General features: G+C 63.4%; 25 protein-coding genes. 18 read left to right on the forward strand and 7 right to left on the reverse strand.

The annotated features are described in order from the left end of the window. Nucleotides 1-189: 189 nt before the first annotated feature. A complete protein-coding gene (locus BLW71_RS35485) occupies nt 190-1,239 on the forward strand; it encodes an aldo/keto reductase (protein WP_091808005.1) in 1,050 nt (349 codons plus the stop codon). A 127-nt stretch (nt 1,240-1,366) separates the two neighbouring features. Here the strand turns inward: BLW71_RS35485 and BLW71_RS35490 are convergent, their stop codons facing one another. Beyond that, entirely contained in the window at nt 1,367-1,723 is a 357-nt protein-coding gene (locus BLW71_RS35490; protein WP_091809253.1) for a carboxymuconolactone decarboxylase family protein, read from the reverse strand. Nucleotides 1,724-1,838: 115 nt separating this feature from the next. Between BLW71_RS35490 and BLW71_RS35495 the strand changes: the two genes are divergently transcribed. Continuing rightward, nucleotides 1,839-2,801 carry an AraC family transcriptional regulator gene (locus BLW71_RS35495; protein ID WP_091808007.1) on the forward strand — a complete coding sequence of 321 codons (963 nt, stop codon included), beginning with the start codon at nt 1,839-1,841 and terminating at the stop codon, nt 2,799-2,801. On the opposite strand, the gene BLW71_RS35500 is transcribed toward BLW71_RS35495, so the two are convergent. The 5 genes from BLW71_RS35500 to BLW71_RS35520 all read right to left on the reverse strand — a co-directional run bounded on the left by BLW71_RS35500 (nt 2,802) and on the right by BLW71_RS35520 (nt 7,494). Next, entirely contained in the window at nt 2,802-3,371 is a 570-nt protein-coding gene (locus BLW71_RS35500; RefSeq protein WP_091808008.1) for an FUSC family protein, read from the reverse strand. It abuts the gene before it with no gap. 132 nt (nt 3,372-3,503) lie between these two features. After that, on the reverse strand, nt 3,504-4,823 hold the full coding sequence (locus BLW71_RS35505) for a cation:proton antiporter (RefSeq protein ID WP_091809255.1): 1,320 nt from the start codon (nt 4,821-4,823) through the stop codon (nt 3,504-3,506). A gap of 78 nt (nt 4,824-4,901) precedes the next feature. Then, the gene (locus BLW71_RS35510) at nt 4,902-5,288 is read right to left on the reverse strand and encodes a DUF3175 domain-containing protein (RefSeq protein WP_091808009.1); all 387 of its coding nucleotides are present in this window, start codon (nt 5,286-5,288) and stop codon (nt 4,902-4,904) included. Between the two features lie 163 nt (nt 5,289-5,451). Further along, nucleotides 5,452-5,979, reverse strand: coding sequence for a PRC-barrel domain-containing protein (locus BLW71_RS35515; protein WP_091808010.1), 528 nt, complete (start codon nt 5,977-5,979; stop codon nt 5,452-5,454). A gap of 261 nt (nt 5,980-6,240) precedes the next feature. Next, on the reverse strand, nt 6,241-7,494 hold the full coding sequence (locus BLW71_RS35520) for a DNA topoisomerase IB-related protein (RefSeq protein ID WP_091808012.1): 1,254 nt from the start codon (nt 7,492-7,494) through the stop codon (nt 6,241-6,243). A 183-nt stretch (nt 7,495-7,677) separates the two neighbouring features. Here BLW71_RS35520 and BLW71_RS35525 point away from each other — a divergent pair, with 183 nt between their 5' ends. The 6 genes from BLW71_RS35525 (at nt 7,678) to BLW71_RS35555 (ending at nt 11,656) form a co-directional block, all read left to right on the forward strand. Next, nucleotides 7,678-8,019, forward strand: coding sequence for a chemotaxis protein (locus BLW71_RS35525; protein ID WP_091808013.1), 342 nt, complete (start codon nt 7,678-7,680; stop codon nt 8,017-8,019). A gap of 169 nt (nt 8,020-8,188) precedes the next feature. Continuing rightward, nucleotides 8,189-8,740 (forward strand): type 1 glutamine amidotransferase domain-containing protein, encoded by a 552-nt coding sequence (locus BLW71_RS35530; RefSeq protein ID WP_091808015.1) that lies wholly within the window; start codon nt 8,189-8,191, stop codon nt 8,738-8,740. 93 nt (nt 8,741-8,833) lie between these two features. Next, nucleotides 8,834-9,397 (forward strand): DUF4142 domain-containing protein, encoded by a 564-nt coding sequence (locus BLW71_RS35535; protein ID WP_091808017.1) that lies wholly within the window; start codon nt 8,834-8,836, stop codon nt 9,395-9,397. Continuing rightward, nucleotides 9,394-9,738: a DUF1488 family protein gene (locus tag BLW71_RS35540; protein ID WP_091808019.1), complete on the forward strand. Its 345-nt coding sequence runs from the start codon at nt 9,394-9,396 to the stop codon at nt 9,736-9,738. Before BLW71_RS35535 ends, BLW71_RS35540 begins: the two co-directional genes overlap by 4 nt. A gap of 94 nt (nt 9,739-9,832) precedes the next feature. Then, nucleotides 9,833-10,414: a glycine zipper domain-containing protein gene (locus BLW71_RS35545; protein WP_091808021.1), complete on the forward strand. Its 582-nt coding sequence runs from the start codon at nt 9,833-9,835 to the stop codon at nt 10,412-10,414. A 789-nt stretch (nt 10,415-11,203) separates the two neighbouring features. Next, the gene (locus BLW71_RS35555) at nt 11,204-11,656 is read left to right on the forward strand and encodes a PA2169 family four-helix-bundle protein (protein WP_091808027.1); all 453 of its coding nucleotides are present in this window, start codon (nt 11,204-11,206) and stop codon (nt 11,654-11,656) included. A 238-nt stretch (nt 11,657-11,894) separates the two neighbouring features. On the opposite strand, the gene BLW71_RS35560 is transcribed toward BLW71_RS35555, so the two are convergent. After that, nucleotides 11,895-12,233, reverse strand: a complete 339-nt coding sequence (locus BLW71_RS35560) for a BON domain-containing protein (RefSeq protein ID WP_091808029.1) — start codon at nt 12,231-12,233, stop codon at nt 11,895-11,897. Between the two features lie 499 nt (nt 12,234-12,732). Between BLW71_RS35560 and BLW71_RS35565 the strand changes: the two genes are divergently transcribed. The 10 genes from BLW71_RS35565 to BLW71_RS35610 all read left to right on the forward strand — a co-directional run bounded on the left by BLW71_RS35565 (nt 12,733) and on the right by BLW71_RS35610 (nt 25,030). Further along, the gene (locus tag BLW71_RS35565) at nt 12,733-14,214 is read left to right on the forward strand and encodes an RNA polymerase factor sigma-54 (protein ID WP_091808031.1); all 1,482 of its coding nucleotides are present in this window, start codon (nt 12,733-12,735) and stop codon (nt 14,212-14,214) included. A 134-nt stretch (nt 14,215-14,348) separates the two neighbouring features. Then, nucleotides 14,349-15,527, forward strand: coding sequence for a pyridoxal phosphate-dependent aminotransferase (locus BLW71_RS35570; protein ID WP_091808033.1), 1,179 nt, complete (start codon nt 14,349-14,351; stop codon nt 15,525-15,527). 187 nt (nt 15,528-15,714) lie between these two features. Next, a complete protein-coding gene (locus BLW71_RS35575) occupies nt 15,715-17,514 on the forward strand; it encodes a S10 family peptidase (RefSeq protein WP_091808035.1) in 1,800 nt (599 codons plus the stop codon). A 181-nt stretch (nt 17,515-17,695) separates the two neighbouring features. Beyond that, nucleotides 17,696-18,442, forward strand: coding sequence for a FadR/GntR family transcriptional regulator (locus BLW71_RS35580; RefSeq protein ID WP_091809257.1), 747 nt, complete (start codon nt 17,696-17,698; stop codon nt 18,440-18,442). Nucleotides 18,443-18,719: 277 nt separating this feature from the next. Continuing rightward, nucleotides 18,720-19,463 carry a (Fe-S)-binding protein gene (locus BLW71_RS35585; protein WP_011492097.1) on the forward strand — a complete coding sequence of 248 codons (744 nt, stop codon included), beginning with the start codon at nt 18,720-18,722 and terminating at the stop codon, nt 19,461-19,463. Further along, entirely contained in the window at nt 19,460-20,854 is a 1,395-nt protein-coding gene (locus BLW71_RS35590) for a lactate utilization protein B (RefSeq protein ID WP_091808037.1), read from the forward strand. Before BLW71_RS35585 ends, BLW71_RS35590 begins: the two co-directional genes overlap by 4 nt. Continuing rightward, nucleotides 20,841-21,428 (forward strand): LutC/YkgG family protein, encoded by a 588-nt coding sequence (locus BLW71_RS35595; RefSeq protein ID WP_091808039.1) that lies wholly within the window; start codon nt 20,841-20,843, stop codon nt 21,426-21,428. Before BLW71_RS35590 ends, BLW71_RS35595 begins: the two co-directional genes overlap by 14 nt. A gap of 74 nt (nt 21,429-21,502) precedes the next feature. After that, on the forward strand, nt 21,503-22,387 hold the full coding sequence (locus tag BLW71_RS35600; protein WP_091808042.1) for a LysR family transcriptional regulator: 885 nt from the start codon (nt 21,503-21,505) through the stop codon (nt 22,385-22,387). A gap of 155 nt (nt 22,388-22,542) precedes the next feature. Beyond that, nucleotides 22,543-23,556, forward strand: a complete 1,014-nt coding sequence (locus tag BLW71_RS35605) for a succinylglutamate desuccinylase/aspartoacylase family protein (RefSeq protein WP_091808045.1) — start codon at nt 22,543-22,545, stop codon at nt 23,554-23,556. Nucleotides 23,557-23,614: 58 nt separating this feature from the next. After that, a complete protein-coding gene (locus BLW71_RS35610; RefSeq protein ID WP_091808047.1) occupies nt 23,615-25,030 on the forward strand; it encodes an MFS transporter in 1,416 nt (471 codons plus the stop codon). The last annotated feature ends 72 nt before the right edge of the window (nt 25,031-25,102 follow it).

The raw sequence follows: 25,102 nt of genomic DNA on the forward strand, positions 1-25,102 counted from the left end.
GCGGCAATTTTTGCCGTCCGGGTAAAGCGGCACGCCCGGAGCACAGTCATTCAGATCGTAAGGAGTTTGAAACAAATGCATGCCCGCTTTCGACTGCCTTCGCACGCGTTTTCACGCTCTGCCGGATTTTGCTAATTGCAGTACTCTCTACGCCTCACCGATCCACCAATCCATGATGGAGTCTCAACGATGCGATACAAACAGTTAGGCCGTACCGGTGTGTTTGTTTCAGAGCTATGTCTGGGCACGATGACCTTCGGCGGTGGCGAGGGCATGTGGAAGCAGATCGGCGATCTGCAGCAGGGCGACGCGGAGCGGCTGGTTGGCCGGGCGCTCGATGCGGGCATCAACTTCATCGACACAGCCGACGTCTACGCAGAAGGTCTGTCCGAACAGATCACGGGCCAGGCGCTAAAGAACCTCAAGGTGCCGCGCGACAAAGTGGTGGTGGCCACCAAGGTGTTCGGTCAGACGGGCGAGTTCCCGAACGCGCGCGGCGCGTCGCGCTACCACATCATCGACGGCGTGAAGGCGAGCTTGAAGCGTTTGCAGCTCGATCACGTCGACCTGTATCAGATCCACGGCTTCGACCCGGCCACGCCGATCGAAGAAACCGTGCGCGCGCTCGACACGCTGGTGCAGCATGGCCACGTGCGCTATGTCGGCGTATCGAACTGGGCCGCGTGGCAGATCGTGAAAGCGCTTGGCATCTCGGAGCGACTTGGGCTTGCGCGCTTCGAGACGCTGCAGGCGTATTACACGCTCGCGGGCCGCGATCTCGAACGTGAACTCGTGCCGATGTTGCGCAGCGAGGGCCTCGGGCTGATGGTGTGGAGTCCGCTCGCGGGCGGCTTGCTGAGCGGCAAATACGGACGCGAGCAGCAGGGCGAAGCGGGTAGCCGTCGCACGACCTTCGATTTTCCGCCGGTCAACCGCGAGCGCGCCTACGACTGTATCGACGTGATGCGTGAGATCGCCGGGACGAAGCAGGTGTCGGTCGCGCAGATCGCGCTCGCGTGGCTGCTGCATCAGCGCGTGGTGACATCGGTGATCGTCGGCGCGAAAAAGGTCGAGCAACTCGACGATAACATTGCGGCGACCGGCGTTTCGCTCACGGCGGACGAACTCGCCAGGCTCGATCAGGTTAGCTCGCTGCCCGCAGAATATCCGGGCTGGATGCTGGAACGTCAGGGCGAGCCGCGCCGCAAGCAGTTGGAAGAGGCGCGGCATCCGGAGTAGCAGTGGACCGAAGTGGAGCGGGCCGCGCGTGGGTCGTATGTTGCGAGACAAATCAGGTGGTCCGCGCGCGGCCGCTCAGTTCGTGTGGCGGCCCAGTCGCCGAGCGCCGCCTGCTCCTCGCATCGGCTCAGGCCGCGTCCGCTGCTTGCGCCGCATAGGCCGCGGCGGCGTCCATCGTGCGAGCCGAATACACCATCGCGGCGCCCGCATTGATGGCGACCGCGACGCCCAGCGCTTCGGCGATTTCGTCGCGCGTCGCGCCAAGCTTGAGCGCTTCGGCGGTGTGCACGGTGATACAACCGTCACAGCGCAGGCTCACCGCCACGGCGAGCGAAATCAGTTCGCGCGTCTTGGCGCCGAGGAGGTCTTTCTTCTGGCCGGCGCTCGACATCGCCTGATACGCCCTGACGGTATCCGGCGACAGTTTGGCGATTTCGCCGATGCGGCCGAACAGTTCTTTGCGGTATTCGATCCAGTTCAACATGGCAATGCTCCTTGTCTGCTGCGCGTCGGCGGGTGCCGGCGTCGTGAGACAAGTATTGCGCTGCGCCGCGATATCCTGAATACTCGATTCGCTCAACTTTTAGCGCGATCGTCTCATGGATACGCTTAGCCGACTGATCGACCTGGCGCGGCCCCAAGCCAGTCTCGATCTGCGTTGCCAGCTCTTGGGCGCCTTCGACATTGATCACGATCCGATGGAAGCGGGCATTGCGCCGTTTCACCTCGTGCTGGACGGCGCGTGTATTGTCGAAACCGCCGACGGCGTGCAGCACGCGCTGAGCGCGGGCGACTTCATGCTGTTTCCGCGTGGCGCGGCGCATCGTGTGCGCGACGTGAAGCGGCTGGCGGCCACCGCGCCATTGACGCTCGGCCATGACGGCATGTTGCCCGTGCGGCGCAACGACGGCCGCAACGATGGCAGCAATGACGCGCAGGTGCCTGCCGACATCGATCTGCTGTGTGGCCGCTTCGTTTACGCGCCGGGGTCGTCGGCGTTGTTGCTGAACGCATTGCCCGATCCGTTTCACGTCTCGCTAGGCGGCATGCAAACGCTGGGCTCGCTGCAAACGCTGATTGCGCTGATGCGCACCGAGGCCGAACGACGCGAGGCGGGCGCCCTTGCGATCGTCACCGCATTGAGCCAGGCGCTCTTCGCGATGGCGTTGCGCGCGCACGGCGAGCGCAACGCGTCGGCCTCAGGCTTGCTCGCGCTGCTCGCCGACGCGCGTCTCGGTGCTTCTGTGCAGGGCATGCTGGGCGCTCCCGAGCGGGCGTGGACCATTGCCGAACTCGGCGAACTCGCGGCCATGTCGCGCGCGACTTACGCACGCCACTTCAATGAGCGCGCGGGCATGACCGTGATGGACTTTCTCACGCAGATCCGTATGACCATTGCGTGCGATCTGCTGCGACGCACGCAGCGTAGCGCGGCCGAGATCGGCGAGGCGGTGGGCTATCAGTCGGAGGCAGCCTTCGGCAAGGCGTTTCAGCAAAGCGTGGGGGTGACGCCCGGACGTTACCGGCGTGCTCCGCACGACAACGATGTGACGCCGGGCTAGCTAGGCCTTGTTCGGTTTGCCGAACCAGCGCTGCTCGATCCACGTCATGAGAAACGCCACCAGTAATGCGCAGACCGTGCCGAGCGTCACCTCGCCGAGGCGCATCAAGGCTTTGTCCCACGCCGGGCCGATGCCCGGCACCAGCAGCATGATCGTTGCGGTAATGCCGCCCAGACGCGCCGCGCTACCCACGTTCAGGATCCAGCACATGATGATCGCCACGCCGACCGTGGCCGCGTAGGCCGCGAAATAACCGGCGCCGAGCGTCGCGCCCACGAGTCCGCACAAGCCGCCGACCATCGCGCCGATGAATTGATCGCGCGACAGGTTGCGGGTGTCGATATAGCTATGCTGGCTGACCGCAATCGCCGTGATGCACGCCCAGAAGGCCTGCTCGGTATGCAGCGCGCGGCCGATGGCGAACGCGAGGCTCGCACCCGCGACGGCCTGCACGGCCATGAAGCTGCCTTCCATTAAACGCTCGCGGGGCGGTAATGCCTTGAGAAATGCAAACAGCGAGTTGGCGGCGCTCGCCCGTGCCGTACGTTCTGAATCGTCGCGTGAGGTCATTGAAGGTAAGAGGCCTTGTTGCGGCATGAAGGTCCCGTATTCTAGCGATTCAATTTAGCTTCGCGTGAAGACAGGCGCGCCCGCGCATGCCAATGGAAAGCATCGGGAATTCACGCAGTTCAATGATCGTGGCTAGCCTTCACGACTGCGCAGCCGGTGATACCAGTTCATCAACGGTGTCGCCGAGACGCCATGGACGACGACAGATGCCGCGATCACGGCGAGCGTGAGCGGCACGAGCGGCGCGACGTTGGCCGCGCTGCCGTTTTCAAGCGCGTACGCGAGGTAGTAAAACGAGCCGATGCCGCGTATGCCGAACCAGCTCATCAGCCGCCGTTGGGTCGGCGTTGCACTCGAGCCCAGCAGAGACAATTCCACCGACACCGGCCGCACCAGCACGAATAGCGCAACGGTGAGCGACACGGTTTGCCAGGTGAAGAGCGGTGCGGTCATCGTGGCGAGTACGTTGCCGACCATTGCCATGACGGCGACTTCGGCGATGCGCTCGAGTTCGATCGTGAAACCGAGCACCGACTCCGTCATGAACGCATGCGCTTTGCTTGGATTCGCCGCGGTCGCTTCGACGTCTTCGGAATCGACGGTGCCGATTGCCTTGCGAGCCGACATGCCGCCGCTCGCGCGGTGTTCGACGCGGCGCATCGCGACGCCGGCCGCGAACACGGCCAGAAAACCATAGGTTTGCGCGAGTTGCGCGACGCCGAAACACAGTTCGATCAGGCCGAGCGCGAAGAAACCTTCGAGCCCGAGCGCTTGCGCGTGGCGCGTGCGCAGCCACGCCACCGCGTGCGTCGTGGCCCAGCCGAGCACGCCGCCAATGGCGAGCGCCCCCGCCACGCCCCACACAACGCTGCCCGCGAGCTTCAGGTTCAGCAGGTCACCCGCTTCAGCGGAGGGCGCGGCGCACAGCGCCAGACCGAGCAGCGCGAAGGGCAGTGCGATGCCGTCGTTCAGACCGCCTTCGCCCGAGAGCGCGAAGCGCAGCAAATCGAGGTCGCCTGGATTGTGCACTTGCACATCGTGGGCGAGCACCGGGTCGGTTGGCGCGAGTATCGCCGCGAGCAGCAAGGCCGGCCCCCAACCCAGATGCAGCACGTACACGCCGAAGAGCGTCAGCAGCGGAATGGTCGCCAGCATGGCAAGGAAGCCGAGCCGCAGCGGCACGGTCCAGAGCTTTTCCAGCATGCCTAGACGCAAGCGCAGGCCAATGGCAAACAGGGAGACCAGTAGCGCGACTTCAGTGAAAATGCGCAGCAGATGCGCGTCCGCGATCATGTCCAGACGCAATAGCCCGATACCGGGCGGCCCGAGGACGTAGCCGATCGCGAGGTAAAACATGGCGGCGCTGATGGGCAGCCGCCGGAGTGTCGTTGCCGCGAGACCCATGAAAACGAGCACGCCGCCAACGATCAGAAACCACAAAGTTTCGTGCATGAGCATCCGGTGAGGGCTCGCATGCAGGTGCTGCATGCTTGACCGGTTTATGAAGAAACGCGCGCCGACGCGTCTTTTTCATGGCGCGCGTCCGAATGCTTCGCGCAGCTTGCGCTTGGCCTGTTGCAAGGTATCACGGCGCGCTTTCGGCAGGTTCCTGCCCGCGCGATTGATATAGAAGTTCAGCATCGACATGGCCGACTGGAACGGTGTGCCCTTGCGGCGCCGGCTTCGCGTGGACGACTGCTTGAGCGATTGCGCGATCGACTCCGCGCTGCCGGTTTTGAAAATGTCGTGCTGGATGTCCATTGCGTCACTGGTTTCCATCACATGATGCGACCACTTCTGGGGGCTTTTCGCGCGATGCGCAGCGTGGGCCTGGGCGTGCCGCTGGCGTGGTGGCCGTCCTGACTTGCCGCGCGCGACGGGGCGTTTCGATTTGCTCGTGGTTTTTCGGGTGACCATGGCAGAGGCTCCTTATCGGCATGTGCGCGCGCTTCTGCGCGGCTTTGGTGGCTCGCAACGGCCCGCTCAAAGTGAAATGCGCCGGCTGCCGCAAAGGCGGCATGCCGGCGCATCGGCGCGGGCGCCGCGACTGGATAGACGCATGCGCCGCCGTGAGCGTGCTTTACAACTTCAGGCCGCCTGCTTCCGGCGCATCGGACGACGCGGGCGGAATGTCGTCGACACCGTAGTCGTCGCGGCGATCGTAACGGTCGCGGCCCCAGTAGGGTTCACTGCCGTAGTACTGATGCACGGACGTGGCCCATGTCTGATCCGCCATCGCCGGCCAGTGGTCCTTGTCGAAGCCAGGTGCGTTTTTCACGCGTTCGGCGGTCATGTTCAGCACGAAGCATTTTTGCTCGGTATCCAGCGTCAATGCATGCCATGGAATGGCGAGCAGCTTGTCGCCAATGCCGAGAAAGCCGCCACTCGAAAGCACCGCATACGCGACGCGCCCCGAATTGACGTCGAGCATGATGTCCTTGATTTTGCCGATATCCTCGCCGTCGCTGCTGAGCACCTTATTGCCATCGAGCGTGGCGGCGGCCATTACGTCCGGCCCGGGACCGTCCGCAGTCGCGCTGCCTTTGCCGACGATTCGGGCGCCTTCGCCCTGACGCAGCCCTGCTTGCGTTTGTGTCTGGTTGATCATGATGTGACTCCTCTACAAGGTGGGTATGTTGAAGCTTGAGCAACGGGCGTTCCTTCGATCTTCGAGAGAGGCACATGCGGCGCAGCAGAGACGTGTTGTGTTCGAGAGCGTGTCTGCATTGCGCAAACCATCTGCGAGCGTTTCGAACACCGCGTAAAGCGTGCTGACTTGTTTGAAATTATTTCGTCCGGATTGGCGAAGCGCGCGCACGGATGCGCATTCGAAGGCGGCGATGCCGCCAGACTTCGTCGCACTTGCTCTTCAGGCCGCTTGCACGCCGGCCTTCGCATCGGTCTTCGCTGCCGCTGCCTTGCGCACCTTTCGCGATTTTTTCAGCAAACTCGTGAGCGACGTGTCGATGCTCTCCGTCACCACCGACTCCCGCGCCCTGCGACCTTTCGCGCCCGCCTGGCGCGCGAGCTTCGCCGCTCGTTTTTCGGCGTGCGCGAGGAGCGCGGCAAACGCCACCTCGTCGACTTTCAGCCCACGCCGCGTTTGACCCGGCGCGAGATTTTGCAATTCGTCTGCTTCGAATGCGCTGATCACCGCGGGGTGGATGTAGCAGCGCTTGCACACGGCCGGCGTATTGCGCAGTAGCGTGGCCACGTCCTTGACGGTCGCCACGACGTGCCGGCGCGCTTCCGCCGCGCTGCTGCAGATGAGCCGCCGCAGCGCGGCTAACGCGTAGACGCTGCCGGCCCACGTGCGGTAGTCCTTGGCGGTGAAGTCCGCGCCGCTCGCACGGCGTAAGTAATCGTTGATGTCGGCGGAGCCGACGGTGCGGCGGGCGCCATCGTCGTCGAGATACTGAAACAGGTCGTGGCCCGGCAATTCAGCGCAACGCCGCACGATGCGCTTGATACGTGGATTGTTGACCGTCACGTCGTGTTCAATGCCGCTCTTGCCCCGGAACTTGAAACGCAACCGGCCGGCCTCGATCTTCACGTGTTTCTTGCGCAGCGTCGTCAATCCGTATGACTGATTGTCCCGCGCATATTCGACACTGCCGATCCGGATCAGCGTCGTGTCGAGCAATTGCACGATCGCGGCGATGACCTTGTCGCGCGGCATGCCCGGCAGATTCAGATCGCGCGCGACTCGCGCGCGAATCTTCGGCAACGCGCGGCCGAACTCGGCCATACGTTCATATTTGTCGGCGTCGCGCGTTTCACGCCAGCGCGGGTGATAGCGGTACTGCTTGCGGCCGCGCGCATCGCGGCCGGTTGCCTGAATGTGCCCACGCGCGTCCGGGCAGATCCAGACATTTTCATAAGCGGGCGGAATCGCGAGCGCGTTGATGCGTTTGATTTCGTCCTCGTCGTCGATGCGTTTGCCCGCCACGTCGAAGTACGCGAATCCGCCGTTCTCGCGCTTGCGCGTGATGCCGGGTTTCGCGTCGTCGGCATGGCGCAAGCCCGGCGGCATGTCGGCAGCAGCGGGTGGTTTTGCGCGCTCGTCGTCCATGCGGTCTGTACGTTCAGCGCGGCTTTGAATCGGGGTGGTCGTGGCAGCCATCGTCGCAGGTAGAAGTTTCAAGCAGGAGGCGCGTTTCGCGCCGATGACTGCGTCAAGCAAAGGCAGTGCCTAACGCGCGGCGTGGGCTTTTGCGTGCCGGGTCGCGGTTGCTTCGTGAAACAGCGGAACGGTCCTTGCGCCCACTCGATACGGGTACCGATTAACCGAACGAAGGAGAGCGCCATGAGCAGCACACTTAATCCTGATGACGAGCCGCAACAGGTCGTCAAACAAACCTCCGCCACGACAGGTGCGCTCGGTCCGAGTGATTCGTCCGATAGCGGCAGCGATGTCGCCGGCGCGAAGCGTCATGAATTCGACGTGGATTCGGAACTGGACAACCACGCACTCGAAACCGGCGACTCGGAACTCGGCAGCGACACGGATCGCGCCGGCACGGGCGAGCGTGCCGCGGCGGACGGTGATTCGACGCTCGTGCCGGATAGCGATATCGAACCCGACCGGATCATCGATCCGCTCGCCAACGACGATGATGGCCTCGACGACGATCCCCACGGTCTTTAACGGCATCGGCAGGCAAGGTTGGATAACGCAGGGATTGAACAGACAAGGCATTGGCATGAAGGCGCCTGCGGCGGCCCGCCGCACAGGCACGTCTATTGCTGATTGACTACTCATAAAGCGGACAAGCCGCGCGAGACGCGGCCCCGGCACTGAATGAAGGAGAGCACGCATGGCTGGCAAGCTGAATGGCTACAAGGTGGCGGTACTCGCGGTAGATGGTTTCGAACAGGCCGAATTGACCGAGCCGCAACGAGCGCTCGCGGAAGCGGGTGCGACGGTGCACGTCATTTCCGCCAAGCCCGGCAAGATTCAAGGTTTCAAGCACGTGGACAAGGGTGATGCCGTCGAGGTCGATCTGACTTTCGACAAGGCAAGCGCTGACGACTACGACGCCGTGGTGTTACCCGGCGGCGTGGTGAACGGGGATGCAATCCGTGTGCTGCCGCAAGCGCAGGCCTTCGTCAAGGCAGCCGACAGCGCGAAGAAACCGATCGCGGTGATCTGCCATGGCGGGTGGCTGCCGGTGTCGGCGGGAATCATCAAGGGACGTACGCTCACGAGCTGGCCGAGCCTGCAGGACGACATTCGCAACGCGGGCGGTACGTGGGTGGACAAGGAAGTGGTCGAGGACGGCAATCTGATCAGCAGCCGCAAGCCTGATGATCTGCCGGCTTTCAACCGGGCGCTGATTGGGCAGCTGTCCGCGCGCAAGGCGGCATAGGCGGGTGGCGAGCCAGGCGTGCCGATCGAGCGAGTGGCGCGCTTCGTCCCGCCGGGTCCGCTTCGCGGTATCCGTCGAACAGGGAGAAAATGCATGAAATTCCGGTATCCCCTACAAGCGATGACGGTCGCGCTAAGTTTGAGCGCGGCGTCCATCGGCGCGGTCTATGCGCAAGCCAGCGACGCGCCGGCCAGTGCGGCGCCCGTCAGCGGCACGAAGCTCTCGCCTGCGGACCAGCAATTCGTTCAGGATGCCTCGAAGTCCGACGCCACCGAAATCGCTGCCAGCAGGATCGCGCTGAAAAACTCCAGCGACCCGCACGTGAAGAAGTTCGCCCAGCAGATGATTGCGGATCACACAAAACTCTCGCATGGCATGGCGGCGCTCGTGTCGAAAAAGGGCTTTACTGCGACGCCTTCAGCGGATTCCGCGCTGGTGGGCAAATTGCAGACGCTCAAGGGCAAGGAGTTCGATCAGGCGTACGTCGAGCAGATTGGCGTGGAAGCGCATCAGCGCGCGGTCGACCTGTTCCAGCAGGAAAGCACGAGCGGCACCGACTCACAGCTCAAGGCAGCGGCAATGCACGCGTTGCCGACCATCCAACATCATCTCGCGATGGCGCAGCAACTCGCCGGCGCAATGAAGGGTTCGTCATGAACGCGATCCTGCCTCGGCCGGCCTATGAGGATTCCCTTATGCAGATCACTTTTTCCGACGACAAGCCGGACTTCGACGGAGCGAATCTGACCGTGCGTTTTCTGGCGCGGGTGGACGGCGAAGCGGTTGTGTGCGCGATTACCGCGGAAGCGCTCGAGGACCATTTCGGCGCCGATTCCGCGCTCGAAGCAACGCTCATGTCGGCCTTCGACAAAGGCCGTCACCGCATCCGTTCGGTCTGCGCGGAAGCGCTCGACCAGAACAACGGAGAAGGCGTAGTGTTGCATAGTGGACTGTTCAGAGTGGAAGGCATGGAACCGGATCGCGGCACCGCGGCATAGTGCCCGCGCATGTCGCCGCTCGAGCGCGCCGAATGGCGCAGCGAGCCGCGGCGGCTGAGTCCGCAATCGCCATTCAACGATGCAAGGAGGCCTCATGTCACTCATCGTCGCAGCACGTTTCACGACGTTTCCCGCCGCTGAAGATGCGGCGCAAAAGCTCTTCAATGCAGGGTTCGTCGAAGAAGATGTCACGCTGTTTTTCGTGAATCCGCGCGGACAGCATGCGCGTTATCCGATTGGCGGCGATACCGGTACGGACGCCGGCGCGAAAGGTGCGCCCAAAGGCGCCGGCCTGGGTGTCACCATCGGCGCGGTAGCCGGCGCCGTGGTTGGAGTGGCGATCTTCGCGGCGTTTTCGGCGCCGGTCATCGTGTCGTTGATCGCGGCGGGCGTCGGCGCTTACGTGGGCTCGCTGGTCGGGGCGATGGCACGCACGCGCGAGGGCGGCCAGGCTGGCCACCGATCGCCATTTCACGAGGAAACGCGTGATTCCGGCGTGCTGGTCGCGGTGCATGTGTCGCCGGACAACCAGTTCGACGCCGCGCGCGTGCTGCGCGAAGCTGGCGGCGTTGCGATCGAGCGGGCGAGCGGACGCTGGCAGCAAGGGCGTTGGGCGGACTTCGATCCTTTGAAGAAACCTGTGCCGCTCAACGAGTTTCGGGAAAATCACGCGTAGGTAAAGAGGCTTGAGTTCACGCTTCTCTTCGACTGGCTCGCCGACGTGAGGTTTGACGCGGTGCTCAGCCAGGGTGTTTAGCCAAACGGTCCGACTCTCAGGTCGGACCGTTTTCTTGTGGGCGTCGTGTTCACTCCATCAGGCACGTAGACGGCCGGAGCCGTCCTGCAAAGATCCGCTCAGACCCAGATTTGCGGAGCGCTGCGTGGGCGCCGGGTTGTGCGGTCCGTTTGGTGGTCATTCCTCGTCGGCTCGCAAGCGGCTGGCACGGGGCCATCGTGCGTCGCCCCGCACGAGGGCGACGCGACTTGCGCGCTCGGGGATGCCGCTTCACGCGGTTGCATATGTTCGCGAATCTGCATCACGGTCGCCGAGGTGATGATCGCGACGGCGACCAGACATTCCGTGCTCCTGATCTTCATGGTGGATGCTCCCTGTCGTTGTTGCCTGCCCATTGTTTTCAATTCATCGGCACGTCTTGCAGTGGGTCATTGCACTGCACGGCATGCTGCGGGCGAGCTTATTAAGCAACCACCGTGCCATTGGCCGAAAGCACGCCGGGCGCGGCTTTGCGGTGCTCCGCGTAGTAGTGGGGCGGGAATAATCTACGCGGATTGGCAAGATTGGAAGTGTTAGCCAACGTGTTGCCAGGGCCATCCGCTGCGATGTGCGCCGGGCACGCATCATGCGGATAGATCAACGAACCCCGCAGCTGGATTGCGAGCGCTGGTAATAGCGTGACGTGTCCGGTGGCGGATTCATGACTAACGAAACCCTTGGAGGTATTGAATGGCTACGAACGTTGTTTCCGTGCTGAACGATCTGGTCGAAACGTCGAAGGATGGCGAGAAGGGCTTTCGCAAAGCAGCAGAAGACGCTCACGATGCTCAACTGAAAACGCTGTTTCTTTCGCGCGCCGAAGACTGCACGCGTGGCGCGCGTGAGTTGCAGGATGCGGTTCAGGCGCTCGGCGGCAAACCCGAAACGGGCGGCAGCATGAGCGGCGCGCTGCATCGCGGCTGGGTCGACGTGAAGTCGGCAGTGACCGATCGCAGCGATCACGACATTCTGGCCGAATGTGAGAAGGGCGAGGACGTCGCGAAGAAGCGCTACCACGACGCGCTGGAAAAGGAATTGCCGGCGGATGTGCGTGCGCTGGTCGAGCGGCAGTATCAGGGCGTATTGCAGAACCATGATCGCGTGCGTGATCTGCGCGATCAATACGCAGCTGCACGGCGTTAAATCTGGGTGAACGAACTGGCGCTGGAAACGGCGCTGGTTTTTTGCGGCGGCTCAGTAGCTCAATAGTTCGGCAGGTGAGGTTGAGCCGCCGCCGGTCGCCGTAAAAGTTCGGCTCGCAACAAGAACCGTCTGCCCGCAAAAAAGCCGTCGCATTATCGGACGGCTTTTGTCTTTCCTTCTGCTTGAGCAACGGGAAGCGCTAACCGAAGCCAGCGCTTCCCGTTCAGATCGTTCGCTCTTACTCAGCGGCGATCTTCAGATGGTTCTTCACGCTCGACACACCCTTCACGGCCTTGACGACTTCCTCGGCTGCCGCCTTGTCGTCAGACGAAGGCACCGAACCCGTGAGCCACACCACGCCCTTGCGCGTCTTCACGTGAATGTGTGTCGACTTGACGTTCTTCGCGGCCAGCAGGTCAGCCTTGGCTTTGGTGGTGATGGTGCCGTCGTCGACGTGTTCGCCGATGGTTTCGGACGAAGCCGACGGAGCCGACGCGCTGGTCTGCGCCGTAGCGTTCAGTGCGAATGCGATACAAGCAATGCTACCTGCGGTCTTCAGAAATTGGATCGTCTTCATGGTTTCTCCTTCGGGTGTTGATGAAAATTGCGGTCTTGTTGCCTGCGGTCGATCGCGGCCGAAACCGCCGATGACACGCGTGGGGTCGTTGCCGCTACGGTTCCGTCAGGGCCCGTTATCGACACTGGGCGACAGTCTGTGCATGCGAATTCGCTGCCGCGTTCGCGTGCACAGACCGTCGTCCGTCCACATAGTGCTCATTCGCAAGCGTTGTGCCCGGCAGCCTGAGCGAAGGCGGGCAGTGAAGGAAATCCGTTATGGCACGCGGCTTTAGGCTGAAGAATAGGGCGCAATTAAGGGCTGGAGCGGCCTTGAACGCGGTGCGCAAGCAGGAACCCGAATTTGCCGGGGGCTTGTAAAAATGGCGTCCGGCCGCCTGCGCAATTGGCGGGCCTGAAAATGCAAAGCGTTGAAAAAACAGGATGTTGCGCGAGCTGGTACGACAGTTGCTCTAAGGAGGCTACTGACCATTTTCGGCTATTAACGGGACCTCACTACAATGCCTTCAATTGAACTACGCACAAGGCAGTCTCTCGCACTCACGCCGCGTCTTCAGCAATCGGTGCGTCTGTTGCAGTTGTCGTCTCTGGAATTCCAGCAGGAGTTGCGCACGGCGCTCGACACGAACCCGTTCCTCGAATACGACTCGTCGGATACCGAAGACGTTGCGCTCGCCACGACCGCGTCAGGCGAAGACTCGGGCGCGCTGCCTGCCACGGATACCGTAGCCAGCGCCGAGCCGGATTCTCTGCCGTCCGAGTCAGGTGGCAACGACACGCTGGAAAGTGCGGGCCAGGACGACATGCCCGGCGACTTTTCGGGCGATTACAGCAGCCGCAGTTCGACGCGCCAGAACGGCGATTCAGACAGCAGCGATCCGGCGGAGTGGGCCCGGTCCCAGCCGACCTTGCGCGAGCAGTTGCACGACTCGCTGCGCCTCTATCGGCTCGACGACCGTGACCGCGCCGTGGCTCGCTTCATTATCGAGGCGCTCGACGACGACGGCTATCTGCGCCAGGAACTCTCCGATCTCGCCGACAGCGTCGATCTCGAACCTGAATTGACCGAAGACGAGTTGCTGGTAGCGCTGCGTCTCGTGCAATCGCTCGACCGTCCTGGCCTCGGCGCACGCACCCTGTCGGAATGCCTGTCGCTGCAGGTGAATGCGTTGCCGGCCGATACGCCGGGGCGCGAAGTGGCTCGGCAAATCGTCGAGCATCATCTGGAACGGCTCGCACGCCGCGAACAGGCTGAACTGCAGAAGCAGATCGGCTGCAGCGCGGAAGAACTGCGGATTGCCTGCGCTCTGGTGCGCAAGCTCGATCCGAAGCCGGGCAACTCCTACGGCCGCACCGAAGACAACTACGTGGTGCCGGATGTGATCGTGCGCCAGGTGCGCAACAAATGGGTCGTGGCGATCAATCCGGCCGTGCAGCCGCGCGCGCGGATCCATCGCATGTACGCGGAGCTGTTCGCGCAATCGGCCGGTGCAAGCCGCTCGCCGCTCGCACAGCAATTACAGGAAGCGCGCTGGCTGATCCGCAACGCCCAACAACGGTTCGATACGATTCAACGCGTGGCGGAATGCATCGTCGCGCATCAGAAGGCCTTCTTCCAGTACGGCGAAATCGCACTCAAGCCCATGGTTTTGCGCGATGTCGCCGATGAACTCGGACTGCACGAATCCACCATCTCGCGGGCCACGGGCAACAAATATATGGCCACGCCGCGCGGCATTTTCGAGTTCAAGCATTTCTTCCCGCGCGAACTCGGCACCGAAAGCGGTGGCACCTGTTCCGCCGCCGCCGTGCGTGCGTTGCTCAAGGAAATGATCGCCGCGGAAAATACCCGTGATCCGCTTTCGGACGTGACGCTCGCCAAGATGCTCGCGGATCAGGGCGTGCTGGTGGCGCGCCGCACGGTGGCCAAATACCGGCATCTGATGAAGGTGCCTCCGGCGGAATTGCGCCGCCAGGTTTGAGCGCCACGCCCCGCCGTAAGGGGTTGGGTTGAAGCGCCACGCGAGGCCAAGGCTTCGCGTGGCGTTTTTTCGTATCTGGACGTTTCATGCGTGCCCCTTTACATTGGCGAGTCCATGGGCAACGGGGCAGGGTAATGAAGTACTCGAATCTGGTCGAGCGTTTGCAGGGCAGGCGCACGTCCGCGTGGGAAATTCACCGGGTCGCACAACAGGCAGCGGCCAATGGTGAGGACGTTATCGTCCTGAGCGTTGGCGACCCGGATTTCGCGACGCCGGCGCCGATCGTCGAGCGCGCGGTCGAGGCCTTGCGCGGCGGCGATACGCACTACAGCGCTGTCTCCGGCCGCGAACCGGTTCGCGCGGCGATTGCCGAAGAACACGCGCGCACGACCGGCTGCGCCGTGAGCGCCGCCAATGTGATCCTGACCGCGGGTGCGCAGAACGGCGTGTTCGCGGCATCGCTGTGCCTGCTGGAAGCGGGCGACGAGGTGATCGTCCCCGAGCCCATGTATCTGACCTACGAGGCCTGCGTGCGCGCGGCCGGCGCCACGCTCGTCACGGTCCCGGTCGATCGGGCGCGGGCCTTTCATGTCGATTGCGATGCGCTCGAGGCGGCCGTCACGTCGCGCACCAAAGCCATCTTCTTCGCCACGCCGTGCAATCCGACCGGCGTGGTCATGCCGCGCGCCGATCTCGAACGGATCGCGCGGCTCGCGTGCCGGCATGATCTGTGGGTGCTGTCCGACGAGGTCTACGCCGAGCTGACTTTCGAGCGGGAACACGTGAGTATTGCGGCGCTGCCCGGCATGGCGGAGCGCACCGTGACGCTCGGCAGTCTGTCGAAATCGCATGCCATGGCCGGCTGGCGCGTAGGCTGGGCGATCGGTCCGGCGGAGCTGATCGAGCATATGGGGCGGCTCGCCCTCGCCATGCTGTATGGCTTGCCCGGATTCATCCAGCAGGCGGCGTTGACGGCCTTGCAGGACAAAGCGCGGATCGCCGCCGAGATGCGGGAGATTTATCGCCGCCGGCGCGACGTGGTGTTCGAGCGTTTACAGCGCGTACCGGGTTTGCGCTGCGTGTTGCCCGAAGCCGGCATGTTCATGATGGTCGACGTGAGCGGCACCGGCCTCGATACGGTCGACTTCACCTGGCAGCTGTTTCGCGCACAAGGCGTGTCGGTGCTCGACGCGAGCGCCTTCGGAGAGACCGCGAATGGTTTCGTGCGGCTGGGTTTCGTTGTCGACGAAGCGTGCCTGATCGATGCCTGCGAGCGGATTGCCGCTTTCGTCCGTGCATTGCCGGTTCGTTGAGCCTTTCTATAACGTGTCGGTTGCTTTTCGAATCACGTAACGAAGCGATGCGTCTTGGGAGCAATGGGTGTCCTCGGCAGTTTTCGATTGACGCCGCCAAAGGCCGCGTCAAAAATCGAGCGCCGACTTCGTCTTAAGCTAGGACATTCCGGACGCCGGCGCATATCGACTCACTGTCGGGAACCCCATGGGCCTTCGCTTCACCCTCTCGTTACGCCGATCCCTCATGGCAGGGTCGATGGCAGCCGCTCTCGTGGCGATGGCGCTCGTGCTCGTCATGCTCGCCGCATTCAGCACGGTGTGTGCGGCGGCTGAACCGGACGCATCACCGGATGCCGCCGCGAGCGCGGAAACCGCGGCGTCCGCGCGAGGCGCACAGGACTCGCCGGATTCGCCGCGCGTTGTGAGCGGCAAGCCGACTCAACGCGGCGAGGCGAACGCCCAACCGCTCGGCGATCCGCATGCGGGCGCGGTGCGCGGCACTCGCCAGCCACGCGCGCCTGAACCGACTCAGAGCGACGCGTCTGGCAGCACGGCGCAGCGCAATGCGAAAGCGGAGTCGGCGCCGATTCCGGTGCCGCCGGAAACCGCGTCGGTGACGCAGCATTCCATCCGGCTCGACGGCCGCAAGATCGACTACACGGCCGCCGCCGGCAATCTGTTGCTGCGCGACAAGACCGGGCAGGCCAATGCGAGCGTGTTCTATGTCGCCTACACCGTCGCCGGCAAAACACCGGCAACGCGGCCGGTCACGTTTCTCTTCAACGGTGGACCGGGCGCCGGCAGCGTATTTCTGATGATCGGCTCGTTCGGGCCGAAGCGCGCGCGTACCGCGAGTCCCGCCATCACGCCACCCGCGCCGTACACGCTCGCCGACAATCCCGACAGCCTGCTCGACACCACCGACCTGGTATTTATCGATGCGGTCGGCGCCGGTCTGTCGAGGGTGGTCGGCCACGGCACGGGCAAAGACTTCTGGGGCGTGGATAAAGACCTGGACGCGTTTTCGCAATTCATCGACCGATACCTGACGGTAAACCAGCGCTGGAATTCGCCGAAATATCTGCTGGGCGAATCGTATGGCACCGCGCGCGCCGCGATGCTGGCGTATCAGTTGGGGCAGGACAATATCGCGCTCAATGGCGTGATCCTGATGTCGTCCGTGCTCGATTCCGCCGCATTCTCGGCGGGCGCCGACTTCAGGAGCGAAAGCTATCTGCCGAGCTTCGCGGCCATTGCCTGGTATCACGACAAGATCGTGCCGAAGCCGGCCAGTCTGCCGGCCTTTCTCGACGAAGCCCGCACGTTCGCGCGTGGGCCGTATGCGCAAGCGCTCGCGCAAGGCGACGCGCTGCCCGACGCCGAGCGCGATGCGATCGCCGCGCGCGTCGCGCAGTTCACGGGGCTCGACGCCGCCTATGTGAAGCGTAGCCGCCTGCGTCTTTATCCGTCGCGTTATCGCACTGAACTGCTGCGCGACGAGGCGCGCAGCGTCGGCCGGTACGACGCGCGCTTCGAAGGAATCGACTTCGACAGCGTGTCCGAGCGTCCCGATTACGATGCTTCGGTGAGCAGCGTGTCGAGTGCCTTCGACGCGGCCCTGCACCAGCATTTCGCTCAGGACCTGCACTTTACGCCGGCCGACCGTTACCGCGTCTTCAACGACGAAGCGCTGACGCAATGGGACTGGAAGCATCGCGAATGGTGGGGTGAACATTTGCCGGTGCCCTATGCGGCGGGCGATCTGGCCGAAGCGATGCGGCAAAATCCCCAGTTGCGCGTGATGTCGCTGAACGGCTATTTCGATCTGGCCACACCGTTTTACGCAACCGAATACGCGCTCGCGCATCTGGGCGTGGACGGGCCGCTGCGCGCCAACGTGCGAATCGCTTACTATCCGACCGGCCACATGATCTACCTCGACGACGCGGCGTTGCATACGCTCAAACGTGATCTGGCGAGTTTCTATGCGGCGGGAGCGCGCTGAGTTTCGCGGCAACCCTCGGGACGCGGCCGGCGCGTCTTTCGCCCGCGATTGGCCCGCGGCGTTGAACGGTATAATCCGTTCGACGCCGCGCGGTGCTTCCATGCTTGCATCGAACCGCGCCCAGGCGGTTGTCCACTGCCTGAAAATCCGCCTGATCAACCGGCTTCACTCATCGCTGCCCATGCCATTCCTCCCGATCCAGTCCTTCACGCGCAAACGGCTATCCGACGTGGTGTCCGACCAGATCAAGCAACTGATTTCGGACGGCACGCTAATGCCCGGCGACCGGCTGCCGGCCGAACGCGACCTCGCCACGCAGCTCGGCGTGTCGCGGCCTTCGTTGCGGGAAGCGCTGATCAGGCTGGAAGCGGACGGCTACATCGAAACCTCGGGGCGGGGCGGTTTTACGGTGGTCGACGTGACGGCGCCGATCATCTCCAAGCCGCTTGCCGAGTTGCTGCTGCAAAATCCGCGCACCAGTGCCGATATTCTGGAGCTGCGCCAGGGGCTCGAATCGATTTCGACGGTGTATGCCGCGCAGCGCGCCACGGCCGCCGACCTGAAAAAGATCAGCGCGGCGTTCGAGGCATTGAAGGCCGGCTCGCTGTCGCAGGACCGTGTGAACCTCGCCGAACTCGACGCAGCGTTTCACCTCGCGATTGCCGACTCCACGCACAACATCGCGCTCGCGCATGTGATGCACGGCATCCATACGCTGATTCGCGAGGGCATGCGCCAATACCATCGGCTGATCGATTACGACGATGCGATGGAAAAACAGTTGATGAGCCAGCACCAGGCCATCTACGACGCCGTCATGTCGCGCGACGCGCAGAAGGCCCGCAAGGCGGCTGAGCGTCATCTGGCCTATGTGCGCGAGATGTACAAGGAAGACGCGGCCAAGCCTTCGTCGAGTACGGTTGCGTGATTGCCTGAGTGCCTGAGTGCCTGAGTGCCTGAATGCCCCGCGCGGCGAGCCCGACCGGGCCGCAGCGTGCGCCTCCTTTGTCCTGCGATTGACACCCTCGGTCAACTTCCTTATATTCTTGGTCAGACCAACCATACCAGTCTTACAAAAGCGCCGTAATCTCCGCTGGTCGGCCTCCTTGCCGCGCAAACTGTCGCGACGACTTACTCGTGCGCCGCCACGATTCCGCAGTAGAGTAGATAACTCGCCGGCTGCCGCTTTTCTTTTCAATGAGCTTATGAAAGTCGCCCTGTTTATCCCCTGCTTCATCGACGCGTTCTATCCCGAAGTGGGGATCGCCACGCTCGAACTGCTCGAACGTTTCGGTATCGAGGTCGACTATCCGCAGGAGCAGACCTGCTGCGGCCAGCCGATGGCCAACAGCGGCGCGCATGCCGAGGCAGCCGGCGCCGAGCGTGTGTTCGCGCGCAACTTCGCCGGCTACGACTACATCGTCGGGCCGTCGGCGAGTTGCATCCATCACGTGCGCGAGCATCTCACCGCGCTCGAGCAGACCGACGAAGTGAAAAAGGTCCGCGCGAACGCCTACGAACTCGTCGAGTTTCTGCACGATGTGGTCGGCGCACGTGAATTTCCGTGGGCCGAGTTTCCGCATCGCGTGGGTCTGCACAATAGCTGCAGTGCCTTGCGGCATCTGAAGGAAGCATCGATTTCGGAAGTGGCGGGCACGCCGTTTTCGAAGCCGCGCACCCTGCTCGAAGGCGTGAAGGGCATCGAGTTCGTCAAGCCGGCGCGGCCAGACGAATGCTGCGGTTTCGGTGGCACCTTCTCCGTCACGGAAGAGCCGGTGTCGGTACGCATGGGACAGGACAAGGTGCGCGATCATCTGAACGCGGGCGCCGAGTACATCGTCTCGGGCGACATGTCGTGCCTGATGCACCAGCAAGGCTGCGCGGAACGCATGAAAGCCGACGCGCGCTTCATTCATATCGCGCAGGTCCTCAACGGAGCACGCGCATGAGCAACCGCATCGATCACGCGAAAGCGGCGGGCGCTTTCATCAGCAAGACAGAGCACGTTGCGTTTCACGACAAACGCCTGTGGGATTTGCGCGAGAAGCGCGATGCGCAGGCGCACGGCATTGCCGAGTGGGAGACGATGCGCGAACTGGCATCGGGTATCAAGGAACACACGCTCTCCAATCTGTCCACGTATCTCGAACAGTTCGCGGCGGCCGCCGAGGCGAACGGCGTAACAGTGCATTGGGCCTCTACCGCAGAAGAGCACAACGCGCTCGTGCACCGGATCATGTCGGAGCGTGGCATGACCACGCTCGTTAAAAGCAAGTCGATGCTCACCGACGAATGCAAGATGCGCGAGTACCTGGAGCCGCGCGGCATCACGGTGATGGAAACGGATCTGGGCGAACGGATCCAGCAGCTCGATCATCAGGATCCGAGCCATATGGTGGTGCCGGCGGTCCACAAATTGCGCGCCGACGTGGCCGAGCTGTTCGGCCGCACCATCGGCACCGATCCGAAGAACAGCGATATCCACTATCTCGCCGAAAGCCAGCGGATGAACACGCGGCCGTACTTCGTGCGCGAGAAAACGGCCGGCATGACCGGCTGCAATTTCGCGGTGGCGGAGACCGGCACGGTGGTGGTGTGCACGAACGAAGGCAATGCGGACCTCTCTGCAAACGTGCCGTCGTTGCATATCGCGTCGATCGGTATCGAGAAGCTGATTCCGAAGGTGTCGGACCTCGGCGTGTTTGTCCGCATGCTGTCGCGCAGCGCGCTCGGCTCGCCGATCACGCAGTACACATCGCATTTCCGCGCGCCGCGTCCGGGCACGGAGATGCATTTCATCCTCGTCGATCACGGCCGCTCGGAGCGGCTCGCGATGGAAGACTTCTGGTATTCGCTCAAATGCATTCGCTGCGGCGCCTGCATGAATACGTGTCCGGTTTACCGGCGCAGCGGCGGGCTGTCGTATGGCGGCACGTACTCGGGGCCGATCGGCGCGATCATCAATCCGACTTTCGATCTGAAGCGTTACAGCGCCTTGCCGTTCGCCTCGACGCTCAATGGCAGTTGCACCAACGTGTGCCCGGTGAAGATCAATATTCACGAGCAGATCTACAAATGGCGCACGGTGATCGCCGAGCATCACGAAGTGCCGTTCGTGAAGCAGGAAGTGTTGAAGATGGCAGGGCGGCTGCTCGCGAGTCCGACCTTGTATCGCGCGACGGTGTCGTCGATGAGCAGCGCGCTGCGGCGCTTGCCGAATTTCGTGTTGTACAACCCGCTCAATATCTGGGGCAAGCAACGCGAGTTGCCGGAGGCGCCGAAGCTGACCTTCCACGCCTGGTACAAGAAGAATCGTGGAGCTGACCATGACAACGCGTGACGCTTTTCTGGCAAAGGTGCGGCAGGCGCAGCCGGGGGCGCGGCCGCGGCCCGACGTGCCGCTGTTCAACCCCGTGGGTGGCGATCTGCGCGCGCGCTTTACGGCGGCGCTGCAGGCCATGGGCGGCGTGTGCGTCGACGGCACGACGGCGAGCGACGTGGGCGGGCTGATTCGCGAGCGGTTCGGTGCCGAGGCATCCATCGCCTCGGCAACCCAGGAAGTGCAGGGCACGCGCACGCTCACCGCCGACACGGAACCTGCTTCGCTGCAGGACATCGACGTTGGCGTGGTGCGGGCTCGCTTCGGCGTCGCCGAAACCGGCTCGGTATGGTTTAGCGAACGCGAGTATGTGGTCAACGCGCTCGGCTACATCGTGCAGCATCTGGTCGTGCTGCTCGACCCGGCGCAATTGCTCGACGGCTTGCAGGACGTATACCGGCGCGATGATTTCCGCGCTGCCCGTTATGCGGCGCTCGTCACCGGACCTTCGGCGACGGCGGATATCGAAGGCGTGCTGATTCGCGGCGCGCAAGGCGTGCGTTCGCTGACGGTGGTGTGGCTGGCGGCGGGGTAAAAACGCCATCGCCACGGCGTGATCGAATGGCACAATGCCGGCATCCCATTCGATAAGCCACCTATTCTGCTGACATGGAACTCCGGCATCTCCGATACTTCGTCGCCGTTGCCGAGCACGCGAGCGTGCGCGGCGCATCCGAGCAGCTCCACGTCACCCAGCCGGCGATTTCCCGGCAAATCCAGGATCTCGAAGAAACGTTGGGTGTCGCGCTGTTCGAGCGCACGCCGCGCGGCCTGAAGCTGACGCTGGCAGGCGAAGCCTATCTGCGTGAAGCGCGCGGCATTCTGCAGCAGGTCGAGTCGGCGGCGCGTGCCGCGCAACGAATCGCGGCGGGCGTGTCCGGACACGTGCGGATCGGCTTCGTTGAAAACGCGGTTTGGGGCGGGCTTGTGCCGAACGCGCTGCAAGCGTTCCAGCAGGCGGCGCCGCAAGTCGGCATCGAACTCACGCCGATGAACACGCCGGAGCAACTGGACGCGATCACTCAGGGCACGCTCGACGGCGGTTTCGTCTATCACTTCGGCGCGTTGCCCGAGCAGATCACCAGTTTGCCGTTGCTCGAAAACGGCGTGGTGCTGGCGGCGCCGGCCGCGTGGTCGTTCGGCCGCCGCAAGTCGGTGCGCGCGGCGCAGCTGGCCGGCAAACCCTTCATCACGTTTCCACGGCATGTTTATCCCGCTTACTACGACCGCTTGATCGGCGCATGCGAGCGCGCCGGTTTGACGCTCGACGTCGTGCAGGAAGTTTCGACGGAAGCCGCGATTCTCTCGCTGGTGTCCGCCGGCGTGGGCGCGGCGATCGTCAACTCGGCCAATCGCGACCGGCCGCCGGCGCTGGTGCAATTCCTCAACCTGGCCGATCTGTCGATCGCGCTGCCGCTGCATTTCGCGTATCACGAGCAGCACCGCAATCCCGCGCTCGCGCAATTCATCGCCTTGCTCAAGGCGCAACGGTAACGTCCGGACTCGCCGTACCCCGATGCCTTTAAAGCATCGGCTTCCCTAAAAATCGGCATTGGCGCTGGTTTTTTGCCTCGACGATATTGATTGCATGGCCTCGCGCCGTCGTCCAACGACGGTATTCCGGCTTACTTTCTTATCGGGAGACAACCATGCCGTCCACACCATCGCTGATTTCCACCGACATCGACTACGAACGGCCCGGCCTGCAGAACGGCACGTTACGCGTGCCGTATTCGCACGACCGCTCCGCATACGGCCACATTCCGGTGCCGATTACCGTGCTCAACGGCGGTGACGGTCCCACGGTGCTGCTGACCGGCGGCAATCACGGCGATGAATACGAAGGTCCCGTCGCACTGATGAAGCTGGTTCAGCGCATGCCGTCGATGGCGATCAAGGGCCGTCTGATCGTCGTGCCAGCGCTGAATTTCCCGGCGTTCATCAACGGCTCGCGCACCTCGCCGATCGATCGCGGCAATCTGAACCGCGTTTTTCCGGGCGCACGCAACGGCAACCTCACCGAGATGATCGCGCATTATGCGGATACCGAACTATTTCCGCGTGCCGACGTGGTGATCGATCTGCACGCGGGCGGTGCTTCGTTCGATCATCTGCCGGCGTTGCTCGCGGCGCCGCCCGGGGACCCGTCGCGTCGCGCCGAATACCGCCGGCTCGTCCAGGCATTCGCCGCGCCGCACACCATGCTCATGGATCTGCTCGGCGAGGACCGCACGTATGGCGCGGCCGTCGAGCGGCACGGCAAGCTGTTCCTGTGCGGTGAATTCGGTGGCTATGCGGCCTGTAATGCCGATGGCGTAGCGATCGTCGAGGATGGTTTGCGGCGCGTGCTGCACACGCTCGGTGTCACGCCTGACGATAATCCTCCCGCGCCGCGACACGACACGCGCTGGTTGAAAGTGGATGGCGCGCGGCACTATGTGTTCGCCTCGCGGGCGGGCGTGGCCGAACCCGTGTTCGCGCTCGGCGACCGGGTCGAGAAGGACCAGTTGGCCGCGCGGGTATTCGATCCGTATGCGCCGTGGAGCGCACCACAGGAACTCCGCTTTGCCGGCAACGGCGTGGTGGTATGCAAGCGTTCGTTTGCGCGCGTCGAAGCGGGCGACTGTCTCGCCGTGCTGGCTGCGGATGCGCATTGGCAGTGACGCGCTTCGTCGAAGGGAAGCAAGCCATTTCTTCGCAGTGCCCAGCCGGAGATTCGCCATGAATGCAGTCACCACCGTGTCCGATTCGAACGACGCCGACACGCGTCGTGGGCACACTTACGTCGTCGTTCTGTTCTTTGTCTGCTTTGCGTTTTCGTATCTCGACCGCCAGATCGTGAGCATTCTCGTGCAACCGATCAAGGAAACGCTGGCGCTCACCGATACGCAAATCGGCTTGTTGCAAGGGTTTTCGTTCACGCTGTGTTACGCGACGGCGGGCGTGTTCATTGCGCGGCTGATCGACCGTTCCAATCGCGTGCGTCTGATCGCGGTTTGCGTGGCGATCTGGGCCGTCTCCACCGCGTTGTGCGGTTTCGCGCACAACTTTGCCGAACTGCTGGCCGCGCGTGCGGGGACGGCGATTGCGGAAGCGGGCTTGAGTCCGGCGGCGCTGTCGATCTTCAGCGATCTGTATCCGCCGCGCAAAGTCACGCGGGCAAGCAGCGTGTTCATGCTGGGACCGTATATCGGCGGAGGCGTGGCCTTGTTCGGCGGCGGCATGCTGCTCGGTGCGCTCGAACATGGCGCGGGCGCCGCGTGGCTCGCGGGTATCGGTTTGAACGGTTGGCAGGCGGTGTTCGTCGCGGTCGGCTTGCCGGGGCTGGCACTGGCGGCAATCGTCGCGTTATCGGTGCGGGAACCACAACGGCGCGGCTTGTTCTCCACGCTTCGTACAACGGCCGAAGGGTCGGCCACGCACGACGTCGTTTCGACTGCAAAGGCTTCGACGCAAGTCTTCGCGGACAAAGCCGCTCACGACAGTACGCCGCCGCTGAAAGACGTGCTGCGCGAGTTGTTCGTGAAGAACCGCTTCTGCTTGCCGTACTTCGGCGCGTACGTCGCGCTGATCACGCTGTTTTACTCGCATGCGGCATGGTTTCCGACGCTGCTGATCCGTCATTTTCATCTGACGCCGCGTGCCGTCGGACAGATGGCGGCGCCGGCCTACATGTTCGGCGGCATCCTCGGGGTGGTGAGTGCGGGTTTGCTCGCCGGCCGCGTCAGCGATGCCGCGGCGGTGCGCAAAGTGCTGGCGTTGTCCGGGTTGGCGGCTGCGTTGCTGGTGCCGGCCGCTATTGCGATGCCGCTCGTTGGCGACGTGCACGTCGCCGTGGTGCTGTATGGCGCGTGCGCGTTCGCGGCGAGTGTGGCGATGGCGTTGGCGCCTGTGCCGATCCAGATCGCGATTCCGAATCGCATGCGCGGACGCTCGATCGCGTTGCTGGTGTTTCTTACCAATGCGATCAGCGGCGGGCTGGGACCGTTCGCGGTCGGCTTCATCAACGAGCGGCTTGGCGGGCACAGCGCGGGTTTGGGTGTGGCGCTGGCTTGCGTGGGCGGCATGGCGGCCGCGTTCAGCGCGCTGCTGTACGGCGTGGCGGCACGCCGCACGCCGGCGAAAACGTTCTCGTGACGTTGTTTTCATGGCGATGCCTGCAAAGCATCGCCAAGCGCAGAAAACGGCATTGGTCGGCATGCGATAGAT

Source organism: Burkholderia sp. WP9 (genome assembly GCF_900104795.1).
In the GTDB taxonomy this organism is placed as follows: Bacteria; Pseudomonadota; Gammaproteobacteria; order Burkholderiales; family Burkholderiaceae; genus Paraburkholderia.